General features: G+C 33.1%; 16 protein-coding genes and 1 tRNA gene. 7 read left to right on the top strand and 10 right to left on the bottom strand.

From position 1 onward, the window contains the following. A complete protein-coding gene (locus tag AC5LAX_RS03015) occupies positions 1-1,023 on the top strand; it encodes a S66 peptidase family protein (RefSeq protein ID WP_288909327.1) in 1,023 nt (340 codons plus the stop codon). 52 nt (positions 1,024-1,075) lie between these two features. On the opposite strand, the gene AC5LAX_RS03010 is transcribed toward AC5LAX_RS03015, so the two are convergent. Next, positions 1,076-2,101 carry a threonine aldolase family protein gene (locus AC5LAX_RS03010; protein ID WP_039881294.1) on the bottom strand — a complete coding sequence of 342 codons (1,026 nt, stop codon included), beginning with the start codon at positions 2,099-2,101 and terminating at the stop codon, positions 1,076-1,078. Between the two features lie 145 nt (positions 2,102-2,246). Between AC5LAX_RS03010 and AC5LAX_RS03005 the strand changes: the two genes are divergently transcribed. From AC5LAX_RS03005 to AC5LAX_RS02980, 6 genes are all read left to right on the top strand, one after another. Beyond that, the gene (locus AC5LAX_RS03005) at positions 2,247-3,638 is read left to right on the top strand and encodes a cation:dicarboxylate symporter family transporter (RefSeq protein ID WP_288909326.1); all 1,392 of its coding nucleotides are present in this window, start codon (positions 2,247-2,249) and stop codon (positions 3,636-3,638) included. A 123-nt stretch (positions 3,639-3,761) separates the two neighbouring features. After that, positions 3,762-5,048, top strand: a complete 1,287-nt coding sequence (locus AC5LAX_RS03000; RefSeq protein ID WP_288909325.1) for an L-cysteine desulfidase family protein — start codon at positions 3,762-3,764, stop codon at positions 5,046-5,048. Positions 5,049-5,086: 38 nt separating this feature from the next. Next, complete coding sequence (locus AC5LAX_RS02995) at positions 5,087-6,271, top strand: MFS transporter (RefSeq protein WP_075555340.1); 1,185 nt, start codon at positions 5,087-5,089, stop codon at positions 6,269-6,271. A gap of 38 nt (positions 6,272-6,309) precedes the next feature. Further along, on the top strand, positions 6,310-6,891 hold the full coding sequence (locus AC5LAX_RS02990; protein ID WP_008537336.1) for a 3'-5' exonuclease family protein: 582 nt from the start codon (positions 6,310-6,312) through the stop codon (positions 6,889-6,891). 457 nt (positions 6,892-7,348) lie between these two features. Further along, the gene (locus AC5LAX_RS02985; protein ID WP_018998707.1) at positions 7,349-8,812 is read left to right on the top strand and encodes a pyruvate carboxylase subunit B; all 1,464 of its coding nucleotides are present in this window, start codon (positions 7,349-7,351) and stop codon (positions 8,810-8,812) included. Positions 8,813-9,019: 207 nt separating this feature from the next. Further along, entirely contained in the window at positions 9,020-9,427 is a 408-nt protein-coding gene (locus AC5LAX_RS02980) for an RrF2 family transcriptional regulator (RefSeq protein WP_204921466.1), read from the top strand. 53 nt (positions 9,428-9,480) lie between these two features. On the opposite strand, the gene AC5LAX_RS02975 is transcribed toward AC5LAX_RS02980, so the two are convergent. From AC5LAX_RS02975 to cysE, 9 genes are all read right to left on the bottom strand, one after another. After that, positions 9,481-10,140 (bottom strand): coenzyme F420-0:L-glutamate ligase, encoded by a 660-nt coding sequence (locus AC5LAX_RS02975; protein WP_008537340.1) that lies wholly within the window; start codon positions 10,138-10,140, stop codon positions 9,481-9,483. 56 nt (positions 10,141-10,196) lie between these two features. Next, positions 10,197-10,736 (bottom strand): hypothetical protein, encoded by a 540-nt coding sequence (locus AC5LAX_RS02970; protein ID WP_008537341.1) that lies wholly within the window; start codon positions 10,734-10,736, stop codon positions 10,197-10,199. Positions 10,737-10,755: 19 nt separating this feature from the next. After that, entirely contained in the window at positions 10,756-11,568 is an 813-nt protein-coding gene (gene murI / locus AC5LAX_RS02965; RefSeq protein WP_288909324.1) for a glutamate racemase, read from the bottom strand. 21 nt (positions 11,569-11,589) lie between these two features. Then, the gene (locus AC5LAX_RS02960; protein ID WP_008537343.1) at positions 11,590-11,997 is read right to left on the bottom strand and encodes an acyl-CoA thioesterase; all 408 of its coding nucleotides are present in this window, start codon (positions 11,995-11,997) and stop codon (positions 11,590-11,592) included. Between the two features lie 143 nt (positions 11,998-12,140). Beyond that, entirely contained in the window at positions 12,141-12,296 is a 156-nt protein-coding gene (locus AC5LAX_RS02955) for a hypothetical protein (protein WP_287762545.1), read from the bottom strand. Between the two features lie 70 nt (positions 12,297-12,366). Further along, positions 12,367-12,441, bottom strand: a tRNA-Arg gene (locus AC5LAX_RS02950). 113 nt (positions 12,442-12,554) lie between these two features. Then, the gene (locus AC5LAX_RS02945; RefSeq protein WP_288909323.1) at positions 12,555-13,031 is read right to left on the bottom strand and encodes a Mini-ribonuclease 3; all 477 of its coding nucleotides are present in this window, start codon (positions 13,029-13,031) and stop codon (positions 12,555-12,557) included. Further along, positions 13,031-14,455 (bottom strand): cysteine--tRNA ligase, encoded by a 1,425-nt coding sequence (gene cysS, locus AC5LAX_RS02940; RefSeq protein WP_117976136.1) that lies wholly within the window; start codon positions 14,453-14,455, stop codon positions 13,031-13,033. The genes AC5LAX_RS02945 and cysS overlap by 1 nt, the downstream gene beginning before the upstream one ends. After that, on the bottom strand, positions 14,448-15,173 hold the full coding sequence (cysE, locus tag AC5LAX_RS02935) for a serine O-acetyltransferase (protein ID WP_204922100.1): 726 nt from the start codon (positions 15,171-15,173) through the stop codon (positions 14,448-14,450). Before cysE ends, cysS begins: the two co-directional genes overlap by 8 nt. Between the last annotated feature and the right edge of the window lie 15 nt (positions 15,174-15,188).

Here is a 15,188-nt window from a genome sequence, read left to right as displayed (position 1 = left end):
ATGAAAAATTATTTTAAATATTTTTTGAGTATATGTTTTATCATCGGTCTATGTTTGCATAGTGAATTTGTTTTTGCTGAAAGTTTGAAGGGAAATGCACTAAAACAAGGCGATTGTATAGGTATAGTAGCACCTGCTTCAGGTATTGAAGATATGAATATAGCTGACGCTATCAATAAATTGCAAAATTGGGGCTATAATGTGAAATTATCACCGAATTTATATCAGCAATCAGGATATTTAGCAGGTAGCGACCAAATGAGAGCTGATGATTTAAATAATTTTTTTGCTGATGATGAAGTCGATGCGATACTTTGTCTTCGTGGCGGTTATGGTAGTGGTCGAATACTTGATTTATTGAATTATGAAATGATAAAACAGCACCCTAAAATGGTGATTGGCTATAGTGATATAACGGCATTGCATATGGCATTGATAAAAAAAGCAGATTTAGTGCCAGTGCATGGGGCTATGGTTATAGATATTAATGACAATGGCTATAATTATACAGATAATCAATTAAAATTGGGTTTGGCAAATGAAAGTTTGGGTATGAATAATGAATTTGTTTTGCCAAATAATCATAGTTTGAAAGTATTAAAAGAAGGTTATGCTAAAGGTAAAATCATTGGCGGTAATCTATCTGTATTAGCTTCCTTATCTGGCAGTGAATATCAGCCAAATGGTGAAAATTGTATTTTATTCATTGAAGAAGTCGGCGAGGACTCCTATGTAATAGATAGATGTTTTCATCAATTATGGCAAAGTGGAGTGTTAAAGCAAGTGAAGGGATTAATCATTGGTAATATGCGAAGATGTGAACCAACAGAGCCGACACAATTTGATTATTCTGTAATGCAGGTAATCAAGCAATATGCGGATAAAGCCAATATTCCTGTAGTCTATGATATGCCAGTAGGTCATGGAGCGATAAATGGATTTTTGCCTTTGAATGTAGAAATAACACTTGATGCAAATACAGCTAATCCACAAATAATTTTTAATGAAAGTTATGTAAAATAAAAAAAGAGTAGTTTGATAAATATAATATCAAACTACTTTTTTATGAAGATTTTTATAAAATTTCTTTTAATGTATCAATAGATGATTGTGGTGTTGCCCAGCTAGTGGCAAAACGCACTACTGTATGTGTATCGTCATATTTTTCCCAGAAGCTACAGCTGATTTTTTGGCGGAGTTCTTTTAATTTAGTATCTTCTAAAATGATGAATTGTTGATTAGTATCTGTTTCTAAGAAGAATTTATAATTTTTTTCTTTGAAGATAGCTTTTAATTGTTCAGCTTTTTCAATGGCATTTTTAGCGATTTTTAGATAGAGATTATCAGTAAATAATGTATCAAATTGAATACCGAGTAGTCTACCTTTAGCAAGTAATGCGCCATGTTGTTTGATGATAGTGAAGAAATGAGGTATTAAATTTGGTTTTGTGATTACTACTGCTTCGCCGAATAATGCACCAACTTTTGTACCACCAATATAAAATACATCACAATATTTAGCTATATCTTGCATAGTAACATCAGTGTTTAAAGAAGCAAGACCATAACCGAGTCTAGCACCGTCTAAAAATAATGGTAGATTGTATTTGTGGCAGATAGCAGATAAATCGGCTAATTCTTGTTTAGTATATAAAGTACCCCATTCAGTAGGGTGGGAGATATATACAGCTCCAGGAATAGTCATATGTTCAAAACTTTCATCACCATAAAATTTAGTGAGATATTTTTCTACTTCACTAGCTTTGAGTTTACCTTCTTCTTGTGGTAAAGTGATGACTTTATGTCCACCAAATTCAATAGCACCAGCTTCATGAAGTTCTATATGAGCGCTATCTACGCCAATGACGCCTTCATATGATTTTAATAGACCATCGATTACAGTAGCATTTGTCTGTGTACCGCCAACGAGAAAATGAACTTGTGCTTCAGGACAGTTGCAAGCTTGACGGATTTTTTCGCGAGCAGATTCGCAATATGTATCATTGCCATAACCAGGAGTTTGTTCAAAGTTAGTAGTTACAAGTTTTTCTAAAATGGAGGAATGGGCTCCTTCTAAATAATCGCTGTCAAAATATAACATCATATCACCCTTTTATATAAAATTAGATAATCTATATTATATCGTAAAGAAATAAAAAAATGAATATTTAAAGTTATTGTCAATTTTCCATATTATATGTTATTATAATAAATCATATAGAAATAGTATGAAAGGTGGTATGGTTATGAATGGCGATTTTTGGCAATCATTTTTGATGATAAGTGATATATATACGGTAGGATTTTTGGTTTTATTATGTATTTTCTTTGGTATTATTCATTATCTCTATCGCAAACGTAAAATGGATTTTTCTTTAGTGGTATTAATTGGTATGGGTCTTGGCTGTATTTTAGGTATACTCATGCAGTATATGGCAGGCTTTCCTAATGATCCAATGAAGATTACTTTTATTAAAGAAACAACGAATTGGTTACAATTATTTGGCAATGGTTATATTGATTTAATCAAAATGATAGTAGTACCACTTGTAATAGTTTCTATTGCTCATGTCATTGTGAATATGAAATCTGAGCAAAAAATGAGCCGTTTAGTGAAGAAAACTATTTTAGTTACAATGTCTATGGTAGCTGTAGCTTCTATAGTAGGTATAGCGTTTGGTATTTTCTTCAATGTTGGTGGTGATGCTTTGACAAATGTGGCAACAGAAGCAAAGGCGAAAGAGATTGTTTCTGTTGCGACTACACTTAGAGGGGTGATACCAGGAAATTTAGTTGATGCTATGGTAAAAAATAATATCATTGGCATGGTTATTTTTGGAGCTTTTTTAGGTAGAGCTATTTGGTGGATAAAAGCGGATGAGCCAAAAGTTGAGGAATTTATGCGTAAATTAGTCAATGGTTTGCATAAAGCTTTGATGAATATGGCGCTTTTGATTTTAGATTATATGCCATGGGCAGTAATTGCACTATTAGCTAATACTATTGCGCAAAAAGGCTTAGATAGTATTTTAAGTGTAGTACATTTTATTTTTGTATTGTATTTAGCGATTATTGCACAGTTTATTATTCAATTAATAGCATTGAGTGTAAATGGCATAAATCCTATTGTATACATGAAAAAATCATTAGCCCTGCTTATTTTAGCCTTTACTTCTCGTTCTAGTGTAGGGTGCTTGCCTATTACGATTGAAACTTTGACGCAAAAATTAGGCGTAAATCAAGCGACAGCAAGTTTTGTAGCTGGTTTTGGTACAACGGCAGGTATGCAAGGTTGTGCAGGAATTTTTCCTTCACTATTAATTGTCTATGTATGCCATTTGACAGGAACAGTTATGGATTTTAGCATGATCGTCATGACGATAATCGTAGTAACATTAGGTTCACTTGGTATAGCAGGTATTCCGGGAACTGCGACAATGGCAGCATCTGTAGGTTTATCTGGCGTGGGCATGGCGTCTTCTTTTAGTTTGATTGGTCCAATTTTGGCTATAGACCCATTGATTGATATGGCTAGAACTATGTTGAATGTATCTGGATCAGTAACGAATGCTTTGATTATTGATAAAAGATTAGGTAATTTAGATGAAAATATATATAATGAAATAAAGAAAAATTAGTATGTGAATTTGTCAAAGAGGTGATATATTATAAATTTCTTGTAATATATTGCCTTTTTGTTTATTTTGCGATATTTTTTTTATATGGGATATAAATTTTACTAGAAAGGTTGGCGTAATACAATGGAGCAGAAAATATACGATAATTATATAAATATTTTAAAAGAGGAATTAGTGCCAGCTTTGGGATGTACTGAACCTATTGCTATAGCTTATGCGGGTGCTAAAGCTCGAGAAGTTTTGGGAGCCTTTCCGCAAAAAATAATAGTAAAATGCAGTGGTAATATTATTAAAAATGTAAAAGGTGTAACAGTTCCTAATTCTGGTGATTTAAAAGGTATTGATACTGCGGCATTACTCGGTATTATCGGTGGTAATGCTGATATGCAATTGGAAGTTTTAGAGTCTGTAACTGATGAAGATAGAGTAAAATTAAGACAGTTATTAAAAGCTAAAATCTGTAGTTGCGATTTAGTGGAAAATACAGATAATCTATATATAGATATAACAGTAGTAGCAGATGAACATAAAGCTCAAGTCATTGTATCTGATTATCATACTAATATCATAAGAATAGTAAAAGATGATGAAGTATTATATGATAAAGTAAAAAAAATAGATAATCAAGCTGATAAAATCGAAGCGGATAGAGCTTTATTAAATGTAAAAGATATTATTGAATTTGCTGATACTGTAAATTTAGAAGATGTACAAGATATATTATCAAGACAGATAAATTGTAATATGGCTATTGCGAGAGAAGGTATAAAAAATAATTTTGGTGCTAATGTAGGGCTTAATTTATTAGCTTTATATGGCGATTGTTTACCTGTTCGAGCAAGAGCTATGGCAGCAGCTGGTTCTGATGCTCGTATGAGTGGTTGTTCATTACCTGTAGTAATCAATTCAGGAAGTGGCAATCAGGGAATGACTGTGGCAATTCCTTTAGTAGTGTATGCAGATGAGTATAAGATTTCTCAGGAAAAATTATATAGAGCTTTGCTTGTAAGTAATTTATTGGCTATTCATCAAAAGAAATATATAGGAAAATTATCTGCTTTTTGTGGGGCAGTAAGTGCAGGTTATGCTTGTGGTGCAGCTATCACTTATATGTTGGGTGGTAATTTCACTCAGATTGCTAATACTATCATTAATACTTTAGCTAATACAAGTGGTATTATCTGTGATGGAGCAAAACCTTCTTGTGCAGCGAAAATTTCTTCAGCTTTAGATGCGGCACTTTTAGCACATACAATGAGTATGCATGATGATGTATTTCAAGCTGATGAAGGTATTATAAAAGATGATTTAGAAAAAACTATTAGAGCGGTAGGATATATTGGTCGAGAAGGAATGAAATCAACAGATATTGAAGTGTTGAATATCATGATTGATAAAGTTTGTCCGTGAATTAATTTAATGAAAAATAAATAAAAGAGGTCTTGAAGATGGCAAGATTAATAGATAAAGGTACTAGAGAATATACCTGTGCATTAATCATGATGTTTTTTGGTAGTTTGGCAGCATTTGGGGCAGAGTATTGTTTGCAACCAGTTATACCTATTTTGGCACAAGATTTTAATTTGACGCCGACACAAGCAAGCTTATCCATGTCTTTTGGCACAATCGGCATGGCTTTTTCAATGTTGTTGATAGCTAGTATTTCCAAACATTTGGAACGTAAAAAAGTCATGGTAATTGCTTTGGGGATTTCTTCTATATTGATATTGTTGATGTCAATTACAGAAGAATTTGCATTGATTTTGGCTTTGCGTTTTGTACAGGGAATTTTATTGGCAGGTTTTCCTTCTTTAGCTGTAGCTTATATAAATGAGGAATTCAATCCTAAAATAATCGGTGCTGCTATTGGTGTTTATGTAGCAGCAACGCCTCTTGGCGGTCTAGTTGGTCGTATTTTAATCAGTACCTTAACCGATGTAGCTTCATGGAGAATGGGCTTGATGATTGCCGGTATATTATATTTATTGAGTGCAATCATGATGTGGATTTTCTTGCCACCATCTTTAAATAAAAAAATCGAACATGGTAAAATTAAAATACAATGGAAAGATTTTTTGAGTTTATTGCAAAATAAGAAAATAATTATGATATATTTAATAGCTTTTTGTGTAATGGGCTGTTTTGTATGTACGTATAATTTTATTTCTTATGTATTGATGGCAGAACCTTATAATTTGAGCCAAACTATAATTGGTTTTATCTTTGTGCTTTATTTAGTAGGTTCAGTAAGTTCAGCCGTTATGGGAACATTATCTGACCATTATGGTCATGGAATAATAATCGTGATTTCTGTTATTATTCAATTAGTTGGTATTTTATTGACTTTATTTATGCCTTTAATCGTGAAGATAATAGGTCTTGCTATATTTACTTATGGCTTTTTTGGTGTGCATTCAAATGCTTGTGCGTGGGCACCGCAGAGTTGTCAAAATGATAAAGCGCAAGTTTCTGCGATGTATATGCTATTTTACTATATTGGCGCTAGTACATTTGGTACAATTGGTGGTACTTTTTTAAGTAATTATGGTTGGAGCGGTATAGTAGTATTTGAAACTGTTATTTTGACTATAGGTTTAATTTTGGCAATAATCTTATATAAAAAGAAGGAATAGTAAAAGTATAATTTTTAGAGATTTAGGATGTGTAAAATTTGTTTTTTAAACAAGAATATATTGCATCAGTAGAAACAAATCCCTCTATATTATTTTTTGATTTAGAAATGACTGGTGGCAATACTAGATATGATGAAATTTTGCAATTTAGTATTGTGGATTTATATAAAGGTGTGGTATTCAATGAGTATATAAAGCCACGAAAATGTAAATCGTGGAAAGATACAGAAGCTATACACCATATAACACCAGAAATGGTAAAAGATTGTTTTACGATAAATGCTCATCAAGCAACAATAAAAAATTTATTTAAACATGCAGATATGGTCATTGGCTATGGCATTGAAAATGATTTGCGCTTTATGAAAAAAGATAAAATTTTTGTAGGTAAAAATACTATTATCTATGATTTACAAAAATCTTTTTCACGAGTTTATAGCAATGATAATAATATGCCTAGCCTGAAATCTTGCGCGCAGTATTATAGATGTCCAAATTTAGGAAAAGCTCATGATAGTTTGATTGACACATATATTACCGTTTATTGTTTTGTATGCATTTATGGATTAGATATGCCCAAGTGGCTAAAAGATATAGTAGAAAAGCAAAAAAGTAATTAATTATTTATTAGAAGCTGTATAAAATCTCATTATCATAAATAAAATTTATGATAACATTAAATATGTTAAAAAAATCACATAAAGTCATTGACAATAGTTTTATTAATACCTATACTGTAAATAGAATGTTATGTTCTATTTTTTATATTGTACATAGGTTAATTTTTGGGTATTTCATAAGTAATAAGTATGAAAGATTTATTTGTGAGAATACTTTATAAAAACTTAAAATATGATATAATAGATATAATTAATATTATATGTGTTGTATGACTTTGGTATAACATAATGCTCTTAATTTAAGAGCGTATGAATATAAAAGGTTGGGGCAACAACCTCTAAGATAGATATTTAAATCCTATGTTATAAATTAATATAGGTAGTGTCATTATGTCTTAAAATCACATAGATATGTGAATTGTCAATTGCATATATATGAAGGAGTGTTTATTTTATTATGGCAAAAGTAAAAATTACTGAAACAGTATTACGCGATGGCCATCAGTCCTTGCTTGCTACACGTATGCGTCTTTCCCAGATGCTTCCACAGCTCGAAGCTCTCGATGCTATTGGCTACAAATCTTTAGAAGCTTGGGGCGGAGCTACATTTGATAGCTGCCTTCGTTTCCTTGATGAAGATCCATGGGAACGTCTTGACACATTAAAAGCTCATCTTAAAACTCCTATTCAGATGTTGCTTCGTGGTCAGAACCTTTTAGGTTACTACCAATATCCAGATGATGTTGTTCGTGCTTTCGTTAAAAAAGCTGCTCAACATGGTATTGGTGTATTCCGTATCTTTGATGCTCTCAATGATACTCGTAACCTCAAAACAGCTGTAGAAGCTGCTAAAGAAGCTAAAGCTGAAGTTGAACATTCTGTAGAAGTTCAAGGTTGCTTAGTTTACACAGTTGGCGGTCCTCACACTATTGCTGAATTTGGTAAATTAGCTAAAGAACTTGATGCTATGGGCGTTGATTCCATCTGCATTAAAGATATGTCTGGTTTATTAAAACCATATGATGCTTATGAACTCGTTAAAGAATTAAAAGCATCCACAAAACTTCCTATTCAGTTACACACTCACTATACTAGCGGTTTTGGTTCCATGGCTTACATGAAAGCTATCGAAGCTGGTGTAGATGTAATTGACTGTGCACTTTCTCCATTCGCTATGGATACTTCTCAGCCTTGTACAGAAACTATGGTTGCTGCACTTGAAGGTACTGAATATGATACAGGTCTTGACCGTCAGGCTATGACTCCAATCGCTAAACACTTCCTCGGTGTTAAAAAAGAAATCATTGACGAATTTGGTTTAAAAGGTTACTTCGATGTTAACCCTAACGTTCTTGACTTCCAGATTCCAGGTGGTATGTTATCCAACCTTGTTAATCAGTTAAAAGAAATGGGCATGGCTGATAAATATCAAGATCTTCTTGATGAAATGCCACGCGTTCGTGCTGACCTTGGTTACCCACCACTCGTTACTCCTTCTAGCCAGATTGTAGGTACTATGGCTACATTCAACGTTATGACTGGCGAACGTTATAAAATGGTTCCAGACGAATTCAAAAAACTTGCTCGTGGTGAATTCGGTCGTACTCCACAGCCTGTTAACCCAGAAGTTCTTGAAAAATGCGGCATTAAAGAAGAAGACTTGGTTACTTGCCGTCCAGCAGACCTTCTCGAACCAGGTATGGATAAATTCAAAGCAGAACTTGCAGCTAAAGGCTTCCCTAACGCTAGCGAAGAAGATGTATTATCTTATGCTCTCTTCCCAGCTGTTGCTGAAGAATTCTTCAAAAAACGTACTGTTAAAACTCTTAAAGAACTTGGTATTGCTAACCCAACTGACGAAGATGTTTTACTTTACAACCTCGATGCTGAAGTTGCAAAAAAATTCTTTGCTGCTAAATAATTTTACTTTTAATTTTAAATATGAAAAGGCTCCACTTCTTGTGGGGTCTTTTTATATTAGTTTTTTTAATGACTTGAAATATAATTAAAATATAATAAAAACAGCTTTTTAGATATTGATTTATAGTTAAATTTTTAGATAAAATATTTTACTGATAAACTAACTTGAAGTAGTTATATAGAGTTATATAAGGAGAAATAGAAAGCGATGCAGTTGAATATTACAACAGACTATGCTATTAGAATTATTTTAGCATTAGCTAATAGAGATGGCGAAGTAGTATCTTCAAAAGATATCTCTATGACGATGAAAATTCCTCAAAAATATGTATTGAAAATAACACGTAGCTTGGTAGCTGCTGAGTTGATAGAACGTCGTTCGGGTGTATATGGTGGTTTTTTGTTGGCGAGAAAGCCAGAAGAGATATCTTTACTTGATATAGTAAAAGTGATGGAGCCAACAATGTATATAAATCGTTGTTTAGAAGAAGATAATTATTGCAGTAGAGATGCTGTTGATAATTGTTCGATAAGAAAATTTTATACTAATTTTCAAAATATAATTGAAGAAAAATTTTCAGAGATTACTATAAAAACTTTGATAGACAATAAATAAAAAAGATGTTTTCTTTTGAAAACATCTTTTTATTTTGCCTATATATAATTGAATTAAGAATTTTGTTCTTGGTATTGTTTAAAGTTTTTAATTATAGCAATTGGTGTTTTTTGAGATGCGTTACCAAATGGATTATCGATAAGTAATTTAGCAACCATTTGACCATTACAGCCATCTGTTACATCTACGATACGAGAACGTTTTAAGTCGTTAACATCAGCGATTACAGCACCAAAGCAGTTAAGGCGAGATTTTAAATTATTAACTACTTCTTTTGTGTTTTCAGGGCCATAAACGATAGATTTATCAAATGGTGGCATTGTGCCAGTTACATCATCAATAAGAGCTGTTTGACGGCCAGCGATTTGATAGAATACACCAGATTTACCTACTAATTTTGCTAAGAAGCCGATGAATAAGCCAGCAGCTACACGGAAATGACCTTCTTTAATCATTAATGATTCCATGCCGTGAGGAGTTGCAAGACTACCATAATCTGGAATGAAACGGCAACAAAATTGAGCCATATGAGAGATTTTGAGGTCTTCAGGACGAATGTATAATCCTTGAGTGATAGCCACAACGCTTTCAGCTACAGTGATAACATCATCAGGACCAATTTTATCTTTTGTATATTTTTCGATAGTATCTACAATATCATCTTTTTTTGTTAGAATACGAGTCGGAATGGGTATAATTTTAACTTCAGACATGATTTACCTTCCTTTTTTACAGTTATAAATTTAAAATATTAGCAAGTTCTTATAAATTAATCTGCAAGCTTGATATCTGCTAATTTAGCGATTTCTTCAGATGTAAGCACGATTGTTTCTTTGGAGATTTTCCATGGGTAACGTGCAGCATGCTGATAAACGATATCAAGTGGTAAATCAACCATATGAGTAAGTGTTTGTTTGATATCATTGTTTTTGCGGTCAATTAATTTAACGCGAATAACAATGTCAATGCTTTCTTTTTTCTGAATTAATACAGCTTCAAAATAATCATCTTCACGAGGAACGCCTTTTAATTCAGCTTTTGCTTCAACTTTTACACCGTCGAATTGTTCATATGGTAAAAGTTGACGAACGTAACAGTCCATGATTGTAGCACATTGTTTACCTTCATTGGCAACATTGATAGTAGTGCTAAGTGAAATACTGTCTTGAGTGATTTCATCAACAGTAAATGGTGTATGTTCGCTAGCTTTCATGTTGACAATAGCATCACCAACAACACGAATGATTACTTCATTGAGTAAGAATAAAATAATTAAAATCCATAGAATAATTGTGATAATAAAATCCACATCAATGCCCCCAATTGTGTTATTTTGCAAATGTAGTTAAATCTACATCTGTAATAGGTGGAATATCACTACCTAAAATAATTTCAGCCATTTTTTCAGAATTATTCTGTTTGGCAGAAAAGCGTAATTCAAGAGAACCAGATTGTTCTTGTGTATTGAGTAAATTATTTTTTGTAAGTATAGTAGCAGCATCTTTAGCTGTTTCTAAGGCTGGATTGATTAAAGCAACATCTTTGCCAAAATGTTTTGTTAAAACTTCACTGATGATAGGATAATGTGTACAACCTAAAATCAAAGAATGAATATCGCTAGTTTTAAATTTGTCTACATATTCTTGTACAGCTTCATCAATAGCATCATCATGAATATGACCTGTTTCAATCAATGGTACAAATTTTGGGCAACCTACACCAAAAACCTTTATTTGTGAGTCAAGGTTCGCGGCAGCTTGTCTGTGCATACCTTTTTTAATAGTAGCTTCTGTAGCGATAACACCGATATGTTTATTTGCAGAAGCTTTTGCAGCAGGAATGATAGCTGGGTTCATAGGAACTAAAGTAAAAGGTGTTTTGTCTTTGATTAAAGGATAACCATAAGATGTCATAGTATTGCAAGCACAAACTGCCATTTTTACGCCACGAGATTGGAAATAATCCATAAATTGTTGTAGAAAAGAAATGATTTCTTCAGGAGTGCGTGAACCATATGGGGCACGAGCTGAATCTCCGACAAATATAAAATTTTCATGAGGTAAAAGGCGTCTTAGTTCTTTTAATACTGTGAGGCCTCCAAGACCAGAATCAAAAACACCTATAGGTGAATTGCTATCCATTACTGTTGCTCCTTATTGTTATTATTTTAAAGCATTTTGCATTTTTGTATAGTATTTTTCAGGCAAACGAGTTATATGACCAGTAGCTTTGCTTGTGAATACATTTTGAGTGAAACCTTCAACTAATAAAGTATTATCACAATCGCGATAGATTTTATAGCTGAATTCCATTTTTACTTTGGTTAAAGCTACAGGTGTAGTTTCTATGCGTAAAACATCATCAAATTTACCTGAAGCTATATATTTACATTTCACTTCGGTGATAGGAAAAACATAGCCATCTTCCATCATTTCGCCAAGTGTGATACCGATTTCACGTAAGAAATTAACACGGCCAATTTCAAACCAACGTATGTAGTTAGAATGATGTACGACAGCCATAGCATCAGTATCATAAAAATTAACACGATGGATAGAGGTACTAATCATAAAATCATCTCCAATATAAAATAAAACACCGCCAAAAGGCGGATACAATAAACTATGAGTTAGATAAATATATGTATATGCCTCATAGCCAAACTTCATTATACTAATAATTGAAGTGCTTTTCAAGATTAATTTTGAGGAATTTATCTTCCAGGTCGTTGCAAGCGATAGGAAATTTTGGCATCTTTTTTAGTGAAGGCAACCCATAAATCACAAGCAGTGCAAAAAAAGCGACCTTTGGCTTCTGGTCTTACTACATGACCAAGTTTTCTACGACAGACTGGGCATTTTATATCCAACAGAAACACTTCCTTAATTTAATGAGATTAAAATAAAAAGCACAGATTTTTCTGTGCTGATACTTGAAATTGGTGTGCCCAACAGGAATCGAACCTGTATTTTTGACTCCGGAGGTCAACGTTCTATCCATTAGACTATGGGCACATATAAACTATATTATACTAAAAAAATAAAATTTTTCAATGATAAAGATATGATATCTATTTATAAAAAATAAAGGTACTTTCAATTAAGAAATGTACCTTTATTTTTATTTATTATTCCTGTTGGGATAAATTTTGAGCTACAGCAATAAAAGATTTTTCACAAAGTTCATCTAAGCGAATAAAATCTTTATTGAGATATAAATAACCTAAAACTGCTTCAAATCCTGTACTTATATGATAATCATGGACTGAAGCTACACGTGGAGCATGTGATTTAGCATTTTTTCCACGCTTGAAGACATATGTTTCATCTTCAGTTAAATCATCTTTGATAGCTTTATAAGCTTGTGCTTGAAGCGTAGCTGAAACTAATTTCATGCTGAAATCATTCAAAAGATGTACGCGAGATTGTTCAAAATTGAGTAATCTTGTGCGTATATAAAGATGATAATAAGCATCACCTACATAGGCTAAAACAAGCGGAGATAGATTGCGTGTAGGTATATCTTCATAACGATTTTTTAATTCATCAGGTGCTGTAAATTCAAAAAGATGTTGTTTTAAATATTGATATTGTTTGAATTTCATTATTTTTTCCAGCGAACACCAGTAGGAGAATCTTCTAATGTAATACCGATATTTTTAAGTTCGTCACGGATTTTATCAGCAGTTGCCCAATCTTTATTTTTACGAGCATTTTGACGAATATCAATGATTAAATTCATGAGATTATCCACAAGTCCATCATCAGCGGAGTTATCATCGTCTTCTAAAATACCAATGATATCAGCCATTTCACTGAATACATCAAGAGCAGTATCAACAGCTACTTTACTGCAAGCTACTTTACCGGAAGTTACTTCATTGTAGTAGATATTGATTTCTTTAGAAAGGTCAAACATATTTGCAATAGCAAGAGCTGTGTTGAAATCATCGTCCATAGCTTCAAAGAAATTTTGTTTGCACTGTTTTGCTTTAGCGATAAGTTCTTCACCAGATGTAGCATCAGTTGTGTTTTTAGCTAATTCTTTGAGATTATCAAGAGCATTTTTTAAACGGTTTAAGCTAGTTGTAGCTTCATCAAGACGAGCATCACTGAAATCAAGTGGGCTACGATAATGAGTGGATACGATGAAGAAACGAAGTACTTCTGCTGGGTATTTATCAAGGATTTCTTTTACAGTGAAGAAGTTACCGAGAGATTTACTCATTTTTTCCTGATTGATTGTGATAAATCCATTGTGTAGCCAATAGCGAGCAAAACTATGGTCATCACCACAATAAGCTTGAGATTGAGCAATTTCGTTTTCATGATGAGGGAAGATTAAGTCGCTGCCGCCACCATGGAAATCAAATGTTTTACCAAGATATTTTAAAGACATAGTAGAACATTCAATATGCCAACCAGGACGACCGTTGCCCCATGGACTTTCCCAGAAAGGTTCACCTGGTTTTGCTGCTTTCCAAAGAGCAAAGTCCATAGGATTGTGTTTGCTTTCGTTAACTTCAATGCGAGCACCAGCCATCATATCTTCGAGTTTACGGCCACTTAATTTACCATAACCTTTGAATTTTTCTACGCTGAAATAAACATCGCCATTTAATTCATAAGCATAGCCTTTATCAATGAGTACAGATATCATGTCAATGATTTCTGGAATAGTTTGAGATACTTTAGGATAAGTATCAGCATGTTTCACATGAAGTTTATCCATTACTTCAAAATAAGAGTTGATATATCTTGTGGAAATATCGCTCCATTTTACGCCTTCTTGGTTAGCAGTGCGAATGATTTTATCGTCTACATCAGTAAAGTTTTGGATATGTTTTACTTTGTAGCCAAGATGAGTGAAATAGCGTTTGATTACGTCCCAAGTAACAAAAGGGCGAGCATTACCAATATGAGGATGATTGTATGGTGTAACACCACAAACGTAAATGCTTACTTGTCCTTCTTTTAGTGGTTTAAATTCTTCTTTTTGTTTAGTTAGAGTATTATAAACTTTAAGCATGATTATTCTTGGAATCCTCCAATTCTTTTTTTAGTTTTTCTAATTGTAATTGTAAATCAGAAATACGATGAGAAAGTGTTTTAATCATATCTAATTCAGGATCTGGTAATTTATCATGAGATAAATCGACGTCAAGTTCTTCGGCTAATTCACGCATTTTTGGAGAAATAGGTTTTTCTTCAACTTGTGTTTTTTCACCTTTGATTAAAATGACTCTACCTGGGATACCTACAACAGTAGCATATGGTGGTACTGGTTTTACAACGACAGAACCAGCACCAATTTTGGCATGGTCGCCTACAGTAAATGAGCCTAAAACTTTAGCACCACAAGCTACTACGACATTGTTACCAATAGTAGGGTGGCGTTTTCCTTTTTCTTTGCCTGTACCACCTAAAGTAACTCCTTGGTATAAGGTAACGTTTTTACCAATAATAGTAGTTTCGCCAATGACAATGCCAGAACCATGGTCAATAAATAAACCAGGACCTATTTGGGCACCAGGGTGGATTTCAATTCCTGTCAAAAATCTACCTAAATGAGAGATTAAGCGAGGAATGACTACCCAATTTTTTTTGTAGAAATAATGACTTAAGCGGTAAAGCCAAATAGCATGCAAACCAGGATAACATAAGAGAACTTCAAATATACTTTTGGCAGCAGGGTCACGCTCAAATACAACACGAATATCTTTTTTTAAAGTTGATAATAAGTTCATAATGCTCACCGTTAT

Source organism: Megamonas sp., assembly GCF_986095205.1.
This window is presented reverse-complemented; position numbering and strand designations above follow the sequence as displayed.